Raw genomic sequence first — 16,156 nt, forward strand, 5'->3', positions numbered from 1 at the left:
ACAGTCATAGCAAGTGCCATTATTCTTGTTATCCAGTGGTTTATGGGTAACGGAACAATTAACAGGTGGCTTGCAGACTAAAGTTCGGAGCTTGGCTCTGAACAAATTCCATATTATAAACTAAGCCCTTAGCTGTGGTTAATAACCATAGTTAAGGGCTTTTTTGTCGTTGCCAAAGCATCTGTAGGGAGCTGCCAGTGGCAGGTCCTGTAGGTGCTTATTTATCTTTCAAGTGGTCTTTGAATGCTTCCACGAGAGCGTCACTTAATTCCTGTGATGGAACTTTTGCCCAACGCTGTGTGGTGTCGAACTCTGGATAATGGTAACGCCAGTTATCGTATTCTTCTCTGTTGATTTCTTCGGAAGATAGCTTGTCTGCCTGTTCTTTCCAAGCATACAGCATTTTGAGGAGTTCATATGCTTCTCTGCCTTTGTCCTTGTTGACCTTTAAGCATACCTCTCCGTCTGCTTCACTGACAGTAAGACCGTAAATATCTTCAAGGGTAAACAGAGTGTGCATAAGACCGATATAGCTGTCTATGTCAGGAACATCAAGAGCCTGTGGAGAAACATCAAGCACCTGTGCCAATGCATTTGTAAGGTCTGCTTTCGGTTTGCGTGTACCAGTTTCGTACTGTGCCAAACGCACATCAGCACTCTTTTCTGGAAAACCGATTGCTGTACCGAGATACTTTTGTGTCATACCACGCATTAGTCTGAAAAAATGTATTCTTTCGCTGATAGCCATAATGATACGCTCCTTTTATATTTAGTGAAATAAGTATAGCAGAAATGTTTAGTGGAAGTCAAGAAAAACCGAAACAAAAATGTTTAATATTTTCTTTGCAACCACTTGACAATAGCAAATATGTTTAGTAAAATAAATTACGAATTAAACAAATATGCTTAATGCGACAACTGAATGACCGTCCGAAAAGCCAAACCGCCAAGACCTCGTCGGAGCAAGTTCCGTATCGTTCGCTTGTGTGCAAGCACAAAAGCTCATTCGCTGCACTGCTCCTCCTCTTCCCCAAAAGTCTCCGACTTTTCGGGAACCCCTATACGAGCGAGCGCCTGATGTACTGCGGTGCATTGGGACAGCACAGCGCCTGCCGACAAGCAGGAGTGCCTGTTGGAACTTTAACACGGAGAAAGCGGCAAGCAAAAAATTATTTTAAGAAAGGAAGAAAAAGGATATGGAAAACAGATTTATCCGAGCCGAAGATGTGGCTCAGGAACTAAACGTATCAAAACCTTATGCATATAAACTCATCAGACAATTAAATGAGGAATTGAAAGCAAAGGGCTTTATTACGATTGCAGGGCGTGTAAATCGCCAGTATTTTTACGAAAGGCTCTACGGAGCAGGAAAGGGGGAAATGTAAATGCCGGTATTTAAGAATGAAGATAACGGTACTTGGTATGTGATGGCAAGGTATGTGAACTGGAAAGGGGAACGCAAGCAGAAATGCAAGCGTGGCTTTGCTACCAAACGAGAAGCACAGGAATGGGAAAGAATGTTCAAATTGCAGACTTCTTCAGACCTTGATATGAGTTTTGAAGCCTTTACGGAGCTTTATATCAATGATGTGAAGAACCGTTTGAAGGAAAACACGTGGCTTACCAAAGAGCATATCATACGCACAAAGATACTTCCGTATTTCGGGAAACTGAAAATCAGCGAGATTTCCACAAAGGAGATTATTACTTGGCAGAATGAAATGCTTGCCTATCGTGATGAGAAGAAAAAGCCTTATTCACAGACGTATCTGAAAACGCTGCACAATCAGTTGTCCGCCATTTTCAATCACGCTGTCCGCTACTATGAACTGCGTTCCAATCCTGCGGCAAAGGTGGGAAATATGGGACGTGAGGAACACAAGGAAATGCTGTTCTGGACAAAGGAAGAATACAAGAAATTCTCTTTTGAGATGATGGACAAGCCTGTTTCCTTTTATGCGTTTGAAATGCTTTACTGGTGCGGTATCCGAGAGGGCGAGCTGTTAGCTTTGACTCCGGCAGATTTCAACTTTGATAAGGAAACAGTCACAATCAATAAATCCTATCAGCGTTTGAAAGGGCAGGATGTGATTACTTCTCCGAAAACGAAAAAGAGCAACCGCACGATTAAAATGCCGAAGTTTCTGTGTGAGGAAATGAAAGAATATCTCGGTATGCTTTACGGATTGAAGAAGAAAGACCGTATCTTTACGGTGACGAAAAGCTATCTTCATCACGAGATGGACAGAGGGGCAAAGGCGGCAGGCGTGAAGCGTATCCGCATTCACGATCTCCGTCACAGCCACATTTCACTCTTGATTGATATGGGCTTTTCTGCGGTGGCGATTGCTGACCGAGTTGGTCACGAAAGTATTGATATTACTTATCAGTACGCACACCTCTTTCCGTCAAAGCAGATTGAGATGGCAGAAAAATTAGATGATTTAGGGAAAGGAGATTTTGAAAATGTCAGCTAAGAACAGAGATAACAAAAATCGTTGGAGGAATATCACAGTAGGGTTTCGAGTATCGCCCGAAGAAAACGAACTCATTAACAGAGCTGTAGCTCTATCAGGATTGCCAAAACAGGAGTATTGTTACCGCCGTTGCTTAAATCAGGATGTGGTGGTACAGGGCAATCCGAGAGTGTATAAGGCGTTGAAAACGGAATTTGCCACAGTCCTTGCGGAACTGAAAAGGATTGAAGCAGGAAAAGGTGTGGATGATGAACTGCTGAGTGTAATAGAACTGATTTCCATTATTCTCGGCGGTTTGAAAGGAGAGGATGCGAATGGAGAATAAAAAAGAAATGACTATTCCAAATGTATCTGCGGCAACAGATGCGGAACAGTCACTTTCCAAATGTACTGACAATAGTATAGTCAATCAGGATACGGATTTCAAGGGGTACGAGCAATCTTTTGAAGAAATGCAAAGGGAAATACTCAGACAGTTAGACCCTTCCTATCTGAAAACAGTATCAATGACAACGCTGTATGATACGGTGTTTGAGGTTCAGACACCACTTATCGACGGTCTGCTCCAAAGGGGAACTTACCTTTTCGTAGGTTCCCCGAAAGTGGGAAAGAGCTTTATGATGGCACAGCTTGCCTATCATATCAGCACAGGCACACCGCTTTGGGAGTATAAGGTGCGTAAGGCAACGGTGCTTTATTTTGCCCTTGAAGATGATTACCCACGTTTGCAGAAGCGATTGTTTCAGATGTTCGGTGCAAAGGAGACAGGCAATCTGTATTTCGCAACGGAATGTAAAACGGTCAATGGCGGACTGGAAGAACAGATAAGAGGGTTTATGAGGGAACACCCAGACACAGGCTTGATTATCATAGACACCTTAAAGCGTGTGCGTGAAGCAGGCGGAGCAGATTACAGCTACGCAAGTGATTATGATGTTGTGGCAAGGCTGAAAGCGTTGGCAGACAGTTACAAGGTTTCAATGCTTATTGTTCATCATACACGCAAACAAAAATCGGAAGATATATTCGATATGATTTCAGGCACGAATGGTCTGATGGGTGCGGCAGACGGTGCATTTGTTCTCAGTAAGGACAAGCGTACTTCCAACAATGCCACACTTGATGTTGCTGGCAGAGACCAGCAGGATATGAAAATCCATCTTGTAAGGGACAGCGAGCGATTGGTGTGGAACTTTGCAAAATCGGAAACGGAGATGTGGAAAGAACCGCCCGAACCTCTGCTTGAGAAGATAGCGGATACGCTCTTTTCGGAAAGTGACAGATGGGAAGGAACTGCTTCGGAACTTTGCGAAAGGCTTGCGGTGGATATAAAGCCGAATGTACTTTCTTTAAGGCTCAGTATCAACGCAAGCAGGCTGTTTCGTGATTACGGTATCCGTTATCAGAACAGCCGCACACACGACGGAAGAAAGGTTTCACTTTGGAAAGAAACCGAGCAGACGGCGTGACAAACGGTGTCAAAGGTGTCAATGTTTTTGAGAGCAGCACGCTGTGAAAAACATTGTCACCATCGTCACACTTTGACACCGGATAAAGTTTAGGGGAGTGTGCAGAGAGTGCCTTTTCAAAGGCGGCTCTTTGGTCTCGCCTGCTGGCTCGGTCGGTTCGCAGGCGTGTGTGCCACCGGCACACGCTCACCCCTCGGAGAGCCTTCGGAGAACGCAAAACCTGTTTACAGGTCGCATTTTTGATGGGTGTACCCGTCAAAAGTGCTTTTGCGTTACTTTTGACAAAAGTAACAAAACCTGAGAATGTTGAAATTTACAGATGGGAGATGAAAAAATGCAGAGAACGATAAGTGCAATGGTCGGTAAAGGCTCGGTCAATCACAATAGCCGAAAGTTCCGAGCAGAAAATGTAGACGGAACTCGTACTCATCTCAATATCGACTACTGCAATGAAAATATAAAGACAGTTTATCACGAATTGTTTGATGAAGCATTGGAAAGATACAATGCCAAGCAGATAAGGTCAGACCGAAAGATAAAAGATTATTATGAAAAAATCCGAAGTTCCAAGCAGGAAAAACCGTTCCACGAAATCATTTTACAGGTGGGCGGTAAGGGAAATATGAACGCCGATACGGAAAACGGAGAACTGGCAAAGCAGATTTTAGATGAATACTATCAGGGTTTTCAGGAGCGAAATCCACAGCTTCGGGTGTTCTCGGCTCATCTGCATATGGATGAAGCTACACCACATCTGCACATAGATTTTGTACCTTTTACCACAGGCAGCAAGCGTGGACTTGATACAAGAGTGTCACTAAAGCAGGCTCTTGCAACGCAAGGTTTTAAGGGCGGCAGTCGTGGCGATACGGAGTGGTCGCAATGGATACAGTCCGAAAAAGAACAGCTTGCGGCGGTGATGGAACGTTATGGGATTGAGTGGGAACATTTAGGCACACACGAAAAACATCTTTCTGTTTTGGATTATAAAAAGCAGGAAAGAGAAAAAGAAGTGGCGGCATTAGGTGCGAAAATCGAGCAGAAACAGATTGAATTTGATGTGTTGTCGGAACGAGTATTGAACTATGATAAGGCAAAAGACGAGCTGTCAAATCTTGAAATAGAGCTTGATACTGCACCGAAATATCAGTTGCCAGAACCAGAGAAATTTATGACTGCAAAGGCATATAAAACCAAAATGGCAGAGCCGGTTGTAAGGAAATTGAAGCAACTTGTCAAAACGGTGCTTGCCCGCTGCTTTGAGGGGTGGGACAACTATCATAGGCTGAATACAGCGAATGCACAGTTATACCGCACCAATCAGCGTTTGGAGAAAGTCAATGAAAGATTGACCGAAGAAAACAAAATCCTAAAAGCAGAAAATAAAGATTACAGCCTGCTCCGTAAGGTTTTTGGTCGCAAACAGATAGATGATTTGTTGGAGCAGGCAAGAACAGTTAAAGGTCGCAAGCGTGATAATACACGATCACGATAGACAAAAATCACAGGAGGAAAAGGAAAATGACAAAGACAATTTTTGAAGAAATGGGCGGAACTTATAGACAGGTGGGTGATTATTTATTGCCGAACATCACAGTACCAGCCGAAGAAGAAATAGAGCCGATTGGTTTATGGGGGAAACGACATGCAAGGCATTTAAAGGAACACTATAAAGTGTTATATATGAACCTGCTGACAAGCGGAAAGCTGCATAGTTATCTTGCAGAAGTCGATAAGCAAGCAGAGGATATGTTTCTTCGACTGGTAAAGGAATATGCCGACAGACAAGATGTGACGGAACAATTAAAGAAAGATAATCCCTACGAATGGATTGGAAGAATGAATAATATTCAGGCTTGTGTGAGGGAAGTTGTAGGAACGGAGTTGATTTACACATAAGCGTTTTACGGTATGGTGCTCCTGCGTTTGCTGGAGTGCTGTGGTTGTGGTTGTAAAGAGGTTGTGAAAGATTGAATTTCGTAATGGTTGGATGTATAATTAGGAAGTGAAAATTTTAATTTGCACTTCCATAAGGTGAAATGTATTGACACAAAAAATACAGTATGATAGTATTGCCATTAGAAGAAAGAAAGGCACATTTTGTGTAAGGTGAGGAAATGATTAATAGATAATTTGATTTAAGTAAGACACATATAGTTATTGAGCCTGTAGAGAATAGGTTTGTTTTGTGTACGCTTAAGTTGGATTATCGCAAGAGGCATTTCCTTTGTTTTCCTTTTGGAAAAGAAATAAGGGTCTATTTAGCGAGTCTATTTTTGCGTATGCAAAAAAGACTCGTTTTTGTGTGTTCAAAATAATAATTGGCTCAGACTTCGAAAAGGAGAAACTTTAATGTTGCAGATAAAAAAATTAAATTTAACACATAAAAAAGACCTGAGAATAATTCTTAATGATTTCAACCTTGTGCTAAATGATGGAGATAAGGCAGTTATTATTGGAGAAGAGGGAAATGGGAAATCGACATTAATGAAGTGGATATACAATCCGTCGCTTGTAGAAAACTATATAGAAGCAGATGGGGAAAGGATAATGGGACACGAACGTCTTGGTTATCTTCCGCAGGAGATGCTCGATGAAGATAAGGAAAAAACAATATACGAATATTTTTCTGAAGAGGAAATATTCTGGGAGAAAACGCCTAAAGAATTGTCTGTTATTGCGGGAAAATTTGGAATGAAAAATGATTTTTTCTACAGTAACCAGACAATGGGTAGTCTTTCAGGAGGCGAAAAAGTCAAGACACAACTTATGAGGCTTTTCATTCGCGATGTTTCTGTGCTGTTGTTGGACGAACCTTCCAATGACATCGACATTGCGACGCTTACATTACTGGAAAAAATCATAAATGACTGGAAGCACATTGTGCTTTTTATTTCACACGATGAAACGCTGATAGAGCGTACTGCCAACATGGTGATACATATCGAGCAGATTATACGAAAAACAAAGGCGAGATATACCGTGGCAAAGCTTCCCTATAGACGCTATGTGGAAGAACGGCTTCATAAATTTGAAATCCAAAAACAGCGGGCACTGAGTGACCGTAGGGAGAAAAAGATTCGCGATGAAAAATATCAAAGAGTTATGCAGAGTGTACAAGGTGCATTAAGAAGTTGTACCAGACAAGCACCGTCTGTTGCCAAAAACTTAAAGGACAAAATGCATACGGTTAAGGCAATGGAACGAAGATTTGAAAAAGAAGATGAAAATATGACTCAGATGCCGGAACAGGAAGAAGCAATCTTTGTCAAATTAGGGGATGAAAACTCACACATTCCCGCAGGAAAAACGGTCATAGAATATGAACTTTCAAAGCTTGTGACTCCGGATGGCAAAAGAATTTTAGCAGAAGGAATTCATTTAAAAATAAAAGGTTCAGAAAAAATCTGTATGATAGGAGCCAACGGGGCAGGAAAAACGACTCTTCTAAAAAAGATAGCGGAAGAACTCCTAAATCGGAATGACATTAAAGCAGAATATATGCCTCAAACTTATGAAGACCTGCTGGATTTGGATGTTACACCGGTTGATTACCTTGATAAAACAGGAGATAAAGAAGAGCGTACAAGAATTAGAACATACCTTGGTTCACTTAAATACACACCAGATGAAATGGAGCATCCGATTCGGGAGTTATCAGGCGGACAAAAGGCGAAAGTGCTTCTCTTGAGGATGAGCTTAAGTGGTGCAAATGTTCTTATTCTGGATGAACCGACAAGAAATTTTTCACCATTGTCCGGTCCGGTAATAAGAAAAATGCTCCGAGAATTTCCGGGGGCTGTCATTAGCATTTCTCACGATAGAAAGTATATTGAAGAGGTGTGCGATAAAATATATCAGCTAAATCCTAATGGATTACAGCTAATTGGTGATTGATAACAAAAAGGATGAAAGACTGACAAATTTCAGGCTTTTAGTGAGTTGGAAAGCATACAAAGATTTGAATTTGGAGGATAGATTATGGTACGTACAGAAGATGCATGTGAAATTATAAAATATGCTTTGCAAAACGAAATTAAAGTATATTTAGATGGCGGATGGGGTGTTGATGCACTTCTTAAAAGAGAATCAAGAATACACAATGATATTGATTTGTTTGTTGAACTGAAACATTATCATGATTATATTTATGTGATTAAGCAGCATGGATTTGAGGAAGTAAATACTGATTATACAACGGATGGTCATACTGTCTGGAAAGATGATAAACAAAGAATCATTGATTTACATTGTTTTGAATTTACAGATGACGGAATTGTTTATGAGGGAGATATATTTCCATCAAAAACTTTTTCCGGTATTGGAAAAGTTGGAGATATAACTGTTTCTTGTATTGAACCATTGAGTCAGGTAATGCTTCATTTGGGATATGAACACGATAAAAATGATGTGCATGATGTGATGCTGTTGTGTGAAACATTTCAAATAGCAATACCAGATGAATATAAGGAAAAGTAAAATTTCAGTTTTGTGTTGAATCTCTAAGCAAAATAGCTTATAATTTGACATGCTACATATAGTTATTATCCACAGTTATCGAGTAGGTGTTATCAATGCCGATAACAAAATGATAACATTAGCTCGTATAGGCAGGATAATATGGATATATCAAATAATCAAAAGAACGAGAAACATTACAGAGAATAATTCCTAAACAAAAAGCGTTAGTCTTTGTAGAGTTTGAATAGTTGACGCTGGGCTACAAAGCCCGTAACCACGGGGCTTTGCGGCTTTGGGTGTTTGAAATTGCATTATCATTGCATTTTTATATTTCTTTGTGATACATTGCAGTATGCTGATTACTGGTATAATTAGCAATACTTTGAGAAGCTGACTGGTAGCTGAGAACCCCGGTCAGCTTCTTTGCAATCTCAATATTGGTGTTTGGATACAGATGACCATAAGTTCCTAGTGTCGTCTGTATTTTTTCATGTCCAAGACGCTCTTTAATCAGCAGTGGATTTTCGCCCATGCTGATAAGCAGGGAAGCATGCGAATGTCTCAGGGCATGAATTTTGATTCTGTGGACACCAGCTAAATTTGCCAATTTCTCTAATGCTCTTGGAAGCGTTGTTTTGCTGGTGGGTGTACTGTTATAACTCAGTACGAATCCACAATTTGGTAAAACCTTTGCCTGGACCGCCTTCCATTCTTGTAATTCCTTGATGGTATCAGCATCAATATAAATGGTACGGTTGCTTGCCTGCGTCTTAGGTTCAACGAATTTGTAGTCATTCATTGTTTTATAGTACAGTGTTTTACTAATAATCAGCATACCTGTTTCAAAATCAATATCATCCCACTGTAAGGCGGCAGCCTCTCCAATACGCATTCCAGTCATAAATAAAAGCCAGAACGAGATGAAGAGATAGTGCTCGTAGTAGTCACCTTTGTACAGCAGGGATATTACCTTCTGAAACTCCTCCAAAGTCCAGAAGTCGATCTTTACTTTTTTAGATTTGATATTGCCGATCATGCGGGCAGGATTCTTCTTTGCAAGTCCGAGGATAATCGCCCGGTCAAAAGCTAAACATAACATTCCCTGAACAATGCGTACATAGTTTGGACTGAATTGTTTTGCCAACTTGAGCTGCCAGGTCTGTACATTTATCGCTTCTATTTCGGACACTTTCTTCTTGTAGAAATAGGCAAAGTGTTTTTGAATGGTCGAGTAACGATTCTTGTAGGTACTTTCTTTCACCTGAGTTTTGTACCACGGAAGATAGATTTCTTCAATAAACTTTTTGAAGGTAATGTCTTCCTTCTTATCAGCTAATTCTTCCGTTGATGCAAGAATCAATTTGGAATACTCGGCACGGGCTTCTTTTTTTGTTGAGAATCCGCTGCGGTATTTTTGAATCTGTTTTCCGGTTACAGGATGATATCCGAGGTTGGCTCGAAAATAATAAGTGCCGTTTTCTGCTTTTTTAATTGGATCTTTTGCCATGATTTCACTCCTTACTAAAATGCAAAAAGCACGATCATTCTTGCTTATCGGGCAAAGTAATCCCTAATAATTCTTCAACGGCTTCTTTTGGAACCCTGTCTAATTTTCTGGATTGATAATAGGTATGCCCCTTTTCTACCATAAGTTCCTTTGCTTTTTTGATAATATCAGCAGCAAAGGAAGGACCGTAGCCTAATTCAATCAAATCCCTTTTTGTTACAGTTATCATGAATCTCCTTTCCACAGACAGGGAATCAACTTGATACCTGTCTATTATTATATCAAATTTTGAGTAAAAGTTCTCTAATAAAAGCGCTATAAGCTAAAATCCCAAAAGTCTATGTTATTCTTTCAGAAGCCAGTTCCTATGCCCGTTCCGGCCACGTAAAACGGTGTTACTTTGTAACTATTAAGCTGCAGGCGTGCGAAGATGCAAACTATCTGCAGTCACCTATATCAATCTCCCGAAAGATTTCTTTTGTTTTCAAGGTACGGCGAATGGATATATTACCCATTCAATTAAGGAATAGGGGGCTTTTCTTTAAGATTGAAAAATTTTAAGAAAAAATGATAAAAATAAAAGCTGCCTTGATTTGGCAGCCACGGAAATCTATTTGCGTTTTAGAGCCAGACGATTCAGCATGGAAATGAGCGCAAGCATATCCTCGTCATCGAGTTGTTTCATCAGATCAGTTGCTTTGTCAATCAGAGGAAGATTGTGCAGCTCTGAATCGAAGAACTGTTGAGGAGTGACTTCCAGATAGTCACAGATATCCAGAAAGCTCTGCATGGTAGGCAGAGAACGTCCGGAAGTGAGGGACTGGATGTAGCTTTTATTTTTGCCAAGATCCAGACTCATCTGATATTCAGATACATTTTTCTTTAAACGCAGTTCGCTGATGCGTTCTCCAATAAAGTTTTTATCCATACATTTACACCTCTCTTCCACATTTTAAACTATTTACTTACAGCAAATTACGGAATAAAATAGAGATATATTTGAAATATAGTGATTATTCCGTAATATAACCGTAATTTACTAAAATGATACAAAAAAAGAAATTATGGATGATAGAAAATGGATTTTGGGGTATGATGATAGCAAAGGAAGTGGATGTCTGTGCGGATTATAGGAAATGAGCAGGAAATTGAATGGGCGAAGGAAGCACTGCGGAATCAATGTAACGATTGTCCCTACTTGGACTGCTGTAATGAAAAGGCGAAAGAGGAGTCAAAGCAGTGTGGAACGGTTCGGTTTGGCTGCCGGGAGTATCTGAAAGAGAAGATTGAATTCGTAGTAGAAAAATAGATGTAGTATTTTGAACAAATATAAACACCATATATAGTATAAGCCTGAATTGACATGAGGAATATCTTGTGCTAGTATACTGATATAGTTTATTTTATGCACACCCTTTTTGGGGAGTTTCGGGATTCATAAGAATCTCCAAACTTACAGGAAACAGCAGGAGCTGATTCCTGGCATAAGTAGTTTATGTTTGTAGTGAGTGTCACGGTATGCCTTTTTTGGCTGCGTGGCACTTTTGTTTTTTCAGGAAGAAACCAGACTTTTAAGAATGAACAGAGAAAAGACTCTCTTTTCATTCTTTTTTTGTGCTTACATTTAGGTTTCGGCATAGTTGCATGCCACAACCAGCTTCGGCTGTTGATGGATAAATATTATTTTAAGAAAGGTGGAATAAGAACATGAATGAAGCAAGAGTGTATGCAGATGGATTTGAGAGATCCTTTGCAGAAGTAAAAGATCTGCTGGAGTTTCTGGCAGAGAGAGGAAGAAATGCCAAATGGATCAGAAAGCCAACAAATACGTTACGGCTGGCACCACTGGAAAAGGAGGCTCAAAATCTGGATGCGGCAGATGCATCCATGGAAGAAATTTTGGAGGATACAGAGAAGAATACGCAGCTTGTACTGAAAATGAGAGGAGAATCCTATCCGGTACGTGACTGTGCCATCCGCACCATTTTAAGCCGCGCAGGTGTCAATGGAGACGGGCTTCGCAAGCTGGATAAGGCAACATATGCGAAGGTAGTCAATTACTGCCTGCGGGTTGCAAAAGGGGATGCCCTGATTAAGATTGCGGACGGAAAGGTTTCCGCAGTACATGGCGGGGATAAACATGATTATTGCATCCTTGATATGAAAGCCATGTTTGAGACAACCTGCGAATATCTGAATCTGAATTTCAAAGGCAGTGTTTACATGGAGGGCTCTGGTATCTATGACCATTCCATTGTATCTGCCATGTGGAAGCTCGGAGGAAGTCAGGAACTTCTGGATACTTACCGAAAAGCACTGGATGCACACGGAATGGATGAGAAGATCCTGTCACCGGCACTTCGTTTTACCACATCTGACGTGGCAGCGAGCGGTGCAAATCTGTATCCGATGCTTTTGACAGACGGACCAAACGGCGTTATCAATCTGGGAAGTCCAATCAAGCTGGCTCACGATAAAGGGGCAACGATTCTGGACTTCCGGAAAAATCTGGAGCAGGTATGCGCCCGCTATGTGGATGCGATGAAGAATCTTACTCAGCTTATGGACATTGAGATTCGTAATCCGGTGAACTGCCTGAAGCTGCTGATGAAGGAACTTGGCATTAAACAGAAGATCCGGAATGAGGTGGTGGAGCTATTTGTATCCCAGAACGGGGAAGGTGTCTGTACGGCACATGATCTTTATTATGCCATGAATGAAGCGTCCTTTTTTGCAGCCTGTGAAGGAATGTCCGGACAGGGCATCCTGAAGCTGGAGGAGGATATTACGAAGGCGCTTATAAAAGACTGGAAAAAATATGACGTTTATGGAGCAGTCAAATGTTAGGAGGAATTGGAATGAATAACAAAGCAGAGTATACACCGGAAAAGGTTGTGGATATCAGTAACCTGTCAAGAGAAGACTGGTTGGAATACCGCAAAAAAGGAATCGGCGGCAGTGATGTAGCGGCAATCATGGGGATCTCTCCATTTGCCACTATCCGGGATCTGTTTTACAACAAAACAGGTGTGCAGCCGGTCATTCAGGAGGAAGAGGAAAGCAACTGGGTTGCCAAGGAAGTTGGACACCGGCTGGAAGATCTGGTGGCAGAAATCTTTTCCAAAAAGACCGGGCTGGAAGTATTCCCGGTACGTATCATGTTCCGGCATCCGTTATATCCGTTCATGCTTGCAGACGTGGACTACTTTGTTCGTATGCCGGATGGGAAATTTGCGATTCTGGAATGTAAAACCTGCAATTATAATGCGAAAGATAAGTGGGCTGATGATGGTATTCCAGCTCATTATGTGCTGCAGGTAAGGCATTATCTGTCTGTGATGAATATGCAGAAAGCCTTTATCGCATGCCTGTATGGAAATAACGAGAATGAGTTTGTGTATCGCACCATTGAGCGTGATCTGATTGAGGAAGAAGACATCATTGATCAGGAAACGTATTTCTGGCAGGAACATGTATTGAAAAATGTAGTACCGCCGCATAACGGGAAGTCCGATCTGGTTCTGGCAAATATCCGTAATTATGGTGGTTTTGCAGACAAATCTATTCCGGAAATTGTGCTTTCCGGTCTGGAATCAAAAAATCTTGAGAAGTATCTTACCCTTTCGGAGGAAAAGTCACAGTTGGAAAAACGGAAAAAGGAAATCGAAGCAGAACAGCGGGCAATCAGTGTTCCTTTTGTGGAACAGCTGGGGCAGGGCTGCAAGGCAGTGCTGGAGGACGGTACGAACCGTTACCGTATTACCTATAATCCGACCAGACGTACTTCGGTTGGGAAAGACCAGATGGAGAAGCTGAAAAACCAGCATCCGGATATCTATGAGGAATATACAAAAACAACGGAGAGCCGTACTTTCCGAATTAAGAAGGAGGCGGCGTAATGAGAAAACCAAATGAACCGATGCGGATAAAAAGCTGGAGGGATATAAACAATGAGGTGCAGATTTAAACATAAGATTTTCCAGAATGAGGAGAATGGGTATACGATTGCCATATTCACCACACAGGATACGTCTGTCCCCCTGTCAGCCAGAGACAAATATCTGGCATCCCGGAATATCATCGGCTTCTCAGCGATTGGATTCGGTCTTCCGCTTACAGACGAGATTGAGCTTGAGATGGAAGGCAGATGGGAGAGCGGAGAGCATGGAACTCAGTATCAGGTGGAAAATTTCATGGAGGTTGTACCACGGACAAAGGAGGGTATCTTAGGATACCTTTCTTCCGGTGCAGTCAAAGGTATCGGTCTCAAGATGGCAGATACTATTTTCCGGAAGTTTGGACTTCAGACACTGGAAATCATGGAAAACAACCCGCAGGAACTCTTGAAGATCCGTGGAATTTCCGAGAAGAAGCTGGCTGCTATTGTGGAGTCCTATGGAAAAAACCAGGTGTTCCGGGAACTGATGACGTTTCTGGCGCCTTTTAAGGTAACACCCAAAAAAGTGAATATGATTCTGAAGAAATTCGGAAATGAATCGGTGGATATTATCCGGCACCGCCCTTACATGCTGAGTGCAGTCAAAGGCTTCGGGTTTCTGACTGTGGATGCGATCGGAAGACAGTGCTGCTGTGCACTCAATGATCCCATGCGGATATCCGGGTGCATCGGACATATCATGAATCAGGCAATGAAAGAAGGACATCTATTTAAACAGCGTCAGGAGGTTATCAGGGAAGCACTGGAAATGCTGAACCGGGATCTGCAGGTCATGGCAGTATCGGAGCAGGATGTCAGTCAGGTGCTTTACCGGCTGGTGCTGCAAAAAAGCATTGTTGTGGAGGAAGAACGGATCTATTCTATCCGGCAGTATGAAGAAGAAACACAGACCGCTTCCATGATAGCCAGACGGCTTTTGGAGAAGCCGGTTTTGCTGTCCATTGAACCGAAGCTGGAAAAGGCACAGAAGACACTGGGGATCACGCTGTCAGAAACACAGAAACAGGCAGTGCGGATGGTGTTTGCACATCCCATCAGTATTATTACCGGAGGTCCAGGAACCGGAAAGACAACGGTTCTCAAGGTGATTCTCTATATCCATCAGGCATTATGCAAGTCAGAGGTACAGCTTATGGCTCCGACCGGACGTGCGGCAAGACGTATGGTGGAGAGTACCGGATGTGAAAATGCATCCACGATGCATCTGGCCCTGGGGCTTTTGGGAGATGATACGGATTTTGAACCGGATTTTGAGTACCTGTCTGCCGGATTTCTAAATGTAGATGAGGTGTCCATGGTGGACATGCATCTTGCCTATGAATTTTTCCGGCGGGTTAGCAGACATGCCAGAGTCCTTTTAGTCGGGGATAAGAACCAGCTCCCATCCGTAGGAGCCGGGGATGTATTCCGGCAACTGATTGCCTGCGGGCTGATTCCGGTCACGGTACTGGATCTGGTTTACCGGCAGGGGGCTTTGAGCAGAATCCCTTATAATGCAAAACTGATGCAGGAGAATAAGACTAATCTGAGCTTTGGAGAGGATTTTCAGTTCATTGCCTGCAAAGGAGCAGATGAGGCGGCAGAGATTGTCCGGAGGATTTATCTGGACGAGATTGCAAAAAACGGTATGGATCAGGTACAGATCCTGACTCCTTACCGGAAACGCAGTGCTGCCGGAGTGGATGAATTGAACAAATCTCTGGAGGATTTTGTAAATCCGCCAATCGCAGGGAAGAAGGAACTGCATATCGGCAGTCAGGTGTTCCGGGTTGGCGATAAGATTTTACAGAATAAAAATACCGAGATGGCGAGTAACGGCGATCTGGGCAGGATACTGGACTGTATCACGGATGAGGATGGAAATGCCAGGGCAGTGATCGGATTCCCGGATGGGCGGCAAGTGCAATATGAAGCTGACCAGATGGAAATGATCGAACATGCCAACGCAACAACCATCCATAAGGCACAGGGTTCTGAATGTCCGGTTGTCATCATCCCTTGGGTAAAAGCCTTTTATATGATGCTGAAGCGCAATATTCTCTATACCGGGGTGACCAGAGCGAAAAGCAAGGTTTATCTGGTAGGGGAATGGGCTGCAGTCTGTCAGGCAATCCATACGGATGACAGCGGGACAAGGAACACCATTCTGAGTGAGCGGATCGTACAGTATTACGATCAGTATCAGAGTGAACAGAAACTGGAAATGGAGCAGTTAAAACTTGTTGTTTAAAAATATTTTTCAACTTTTGAAATAAGCGGACTATTACTCTTATATAGGGGAACG

16 protein-coding genes are annotated in these 16,156 nt (G+C 42.2%); 12 read left to right on the forward strand and 4 right to left on the reverse strand.

The genetic code is table 11. The features are described from left to right. Nucleotides 1–217 precede the first annotated feature (217 nt). A complete protein-coding gene (locus LIR34_RS12355; protein WP_009247529.1) occupies nt 218–748 on the reverse strand; it encodes a helix-turn-helix domain-containing protein in 531 nt (176 codons plus the stop codon). 448 nt (nt 749–1,196) lie between these two features. Here LIR34_RS12355 and LIR34_RS12360 point away from each other — a divergent pair, with 448 nt between their 5' ends. The 8 genes from LIR34_RS12360 (at nt 1,197) to LIR34_RS12395 (ending at nt 8,425) form a co-directional block, all read left to right on the forward strand. Continuing rightward, on the forward strand, nt 1,197–1,385 hold the full coding sequence (locus LIR34_RS12360; RefSeq protein WP_009247528.1) for a transcriptional regulator: 189 nt from the start codon (nt 1,197–1,199) through the stop codon (nt 1,383–1,385). Then, nucleotides 1,386–2,477 carry a site-specific integrase gene (locus LIR34_RS12365; RefSeq protein ID WP_009247527.1) on the forward strand — a complete coding sequence of 364 codons (1,092 nt, stop codon included), beginning with the start codon at nt 1,386–1,388 and terminating at the stop codon, nt 2,475–2,477. It abuts the gene before it with no gap. Continuing rightward, nucleotides 2,467–2,802 (forward strand): plasmid mobilization protein, encoded by a 336-nt coding sequence (locus tag LIR34_RS12370; protein ID WP_009247526.1) that lies wholly within the window; start codon nt 2,467–2,469, stop codon nt 2,800–2,802. The genes LIR34_RS12365 and LIR34_RS12370 overlap by 11 nt, the downstream gene beginning before the upstream one ends. Next, on the forward strand, nt 2,792–3,946 hold the full coding sequence (locus LIR34_RS12375; RefSeq protein ID WP_009247525.1) for an AAA family ATPase: 1,155 nt from the start codon (nt 2,792–2,794) through the stop codon (nt 3,944–3,946). The genes LIR34_RS12370 and LIR34_RS12375 overlap by 11 nt, the downstream gene beginning before the upstream one ends. A 355-nt stretch (nt 3,947–4,301) precedes the next feature. Next, the gene (locus tag LIR34_RS12380; RefSeq protein WP_019190307.1) at nt 4,302–5,441 is read left to right on the forward strand and encodes a plasmid recombination protein; all 1,140 of its coding nucleotides are present in this window, start codon (nt 4,302–4,304) and stop codon (nt 5,439–5,441) included. A gap of 26 nt (nt 5,442–5,467) precedes the next feature. Continuing rightward, nucleotides 5,468–5,845: a TnpV protein gene (locus tag LIR34_RS12385; RefSeq protein WP_009247523.1), complete on the forward strand. Its 378-nt coding sequence runs from the start codon at nt 5,468–5,470 to the stop codon at nt 5,843–5,845. 453 nt (nt 5,846–6,298) lie between these two features. Further along, complete coding sequence (locus LIR34_RS12390; RefSeq protein ID WP_009247522.1) at nt 6,299–7,843, forward strand: ATP-binding cassette domain-containing protein; 1,545 nt, start codon at nt 6,299–6,301, stop codon at nt 7,841–7,843. A gap of 84 nt (nt 7,844–7,927) precedes the next feature. Then, complete coding sequence (locus LIR34_RS12395) at nt 7,928–8,425, forward strand: nucleotidyltransferase domain-containing protein (protein WP_009247521.1); 498 nt, start codon at nt 7,928–7,930, stop codon at nt 8,423–8,425. 307 nt (nt 8,426–8,732) lie between these two features. Here LIR34_RS12395 and LIR34_RS12400 read toward each other — a convergent pair whose 3' ends face one another. The 3 genes from LIR34_RS12400 to LIR34_RS12410 form a co-directional block, all read right to left on the reverse strand. Then, the gene (locus tag LIR34_RS12400) at nt 8,733–9,914 is read right to left on the reverse strand and encodes a site-specific integrase (RefSeq protein ID WP_005333347.1); all 1,182 of its coding nucleotides are present in this window, start codon (nt 9,912–9,914) and stop codon (nt 8,733–8,735) included. A gap of 34 nt (nt 9,915–9,948) precedes the next feature. Next, entirely contained in the window at nt 9,949–10,143 is a 195-nt protein-coding gene (locus tag LIR34_RS12405; RefSeq protein WP_005333349.1) for a DUF3173 domain-containing protein, read from the reverse strand. A gap of 381 nt (nt 10,144–10,524) precedes the next feature. Beyond that, entirely contained in the window at nt 10,525–10,842 is a 318-nt protein-coding gene (locus tag LIR34_RS12410; protein WP_005333350.1) for a helix-turn-helix domain-containing protein, read from the reverse strand. Nucleotides 10,843–11,034: 192 nt separating this feature from the next. On the opposite strand from LIR34_RS12410, the gene LIR34_RS12415 reads away from it, so the two are divergent. From LIR34_RS12415 to recD2, 4 genes are all read left to right on the forward strand, one after another. Further along, nucleotides 11,035–11,223 (forward strand): 2-ketoisovalerate ferredoxin oxidoreductase, encoded by a 189-nt coding sequence (locus LIR34_RS12415; RefSeq protein ID WP_425458801.1) that lies wholly within the window; start codon nt 11,035–11,037, stop codon nt 11,221–11,223. A 398-nt stretch (nt 11,224–11,621) separates the two neighbouring features. Beyond that, on the forward strand, nt 11,622–12,761 hold the full coding sequence (locus tag LIR34_RS12420) for a transposase (protein WP_173785614.1): 1,140 nt from the start codon (nt 11,622–11,624) through the stop codon (nt 12,759–12,761). Further along, entirely contained in the window at nt 12,755–13,813 is a 1,059-nt protein-coding gene (locus LIR34_RS12425; protein WP_117470436.1) for a YqaJ viral recombinase family nuclease, read from the forward strand. The genes LIR34_RS12420 and LIR34_RS12425 overlap by 7 nt, the downstream gene beginning before the upstream one ends. Before the next feature lie 51 nt (nt 13,814–13,864). Continuing rightward, nucleotides 13,865–16,102 carry an SF1B family DNA helicase RecD2 gene (gene recD2 / locus LIR34_RS12430; RefSeq protein WP_117470435.1) on the forward strand — a complete coding sequence of 746 codons (2,238 nt, stop codon included), beginning with the start codon at nt 13,865–13,867 and terminating at the stop codon, nt 16,100–16,102. Nucleotides 16,103–16,156 lie beyond the last annotated feature (54 nt).

It is taken from the genome of Blautia sp. MSK17_66, from assembly GCF_020538025.1.
Classification (GTDB): Bacteria; Bacillota; Clostridia; order Lachnospirales; family Lachnospiraceae; genus Blautia_A.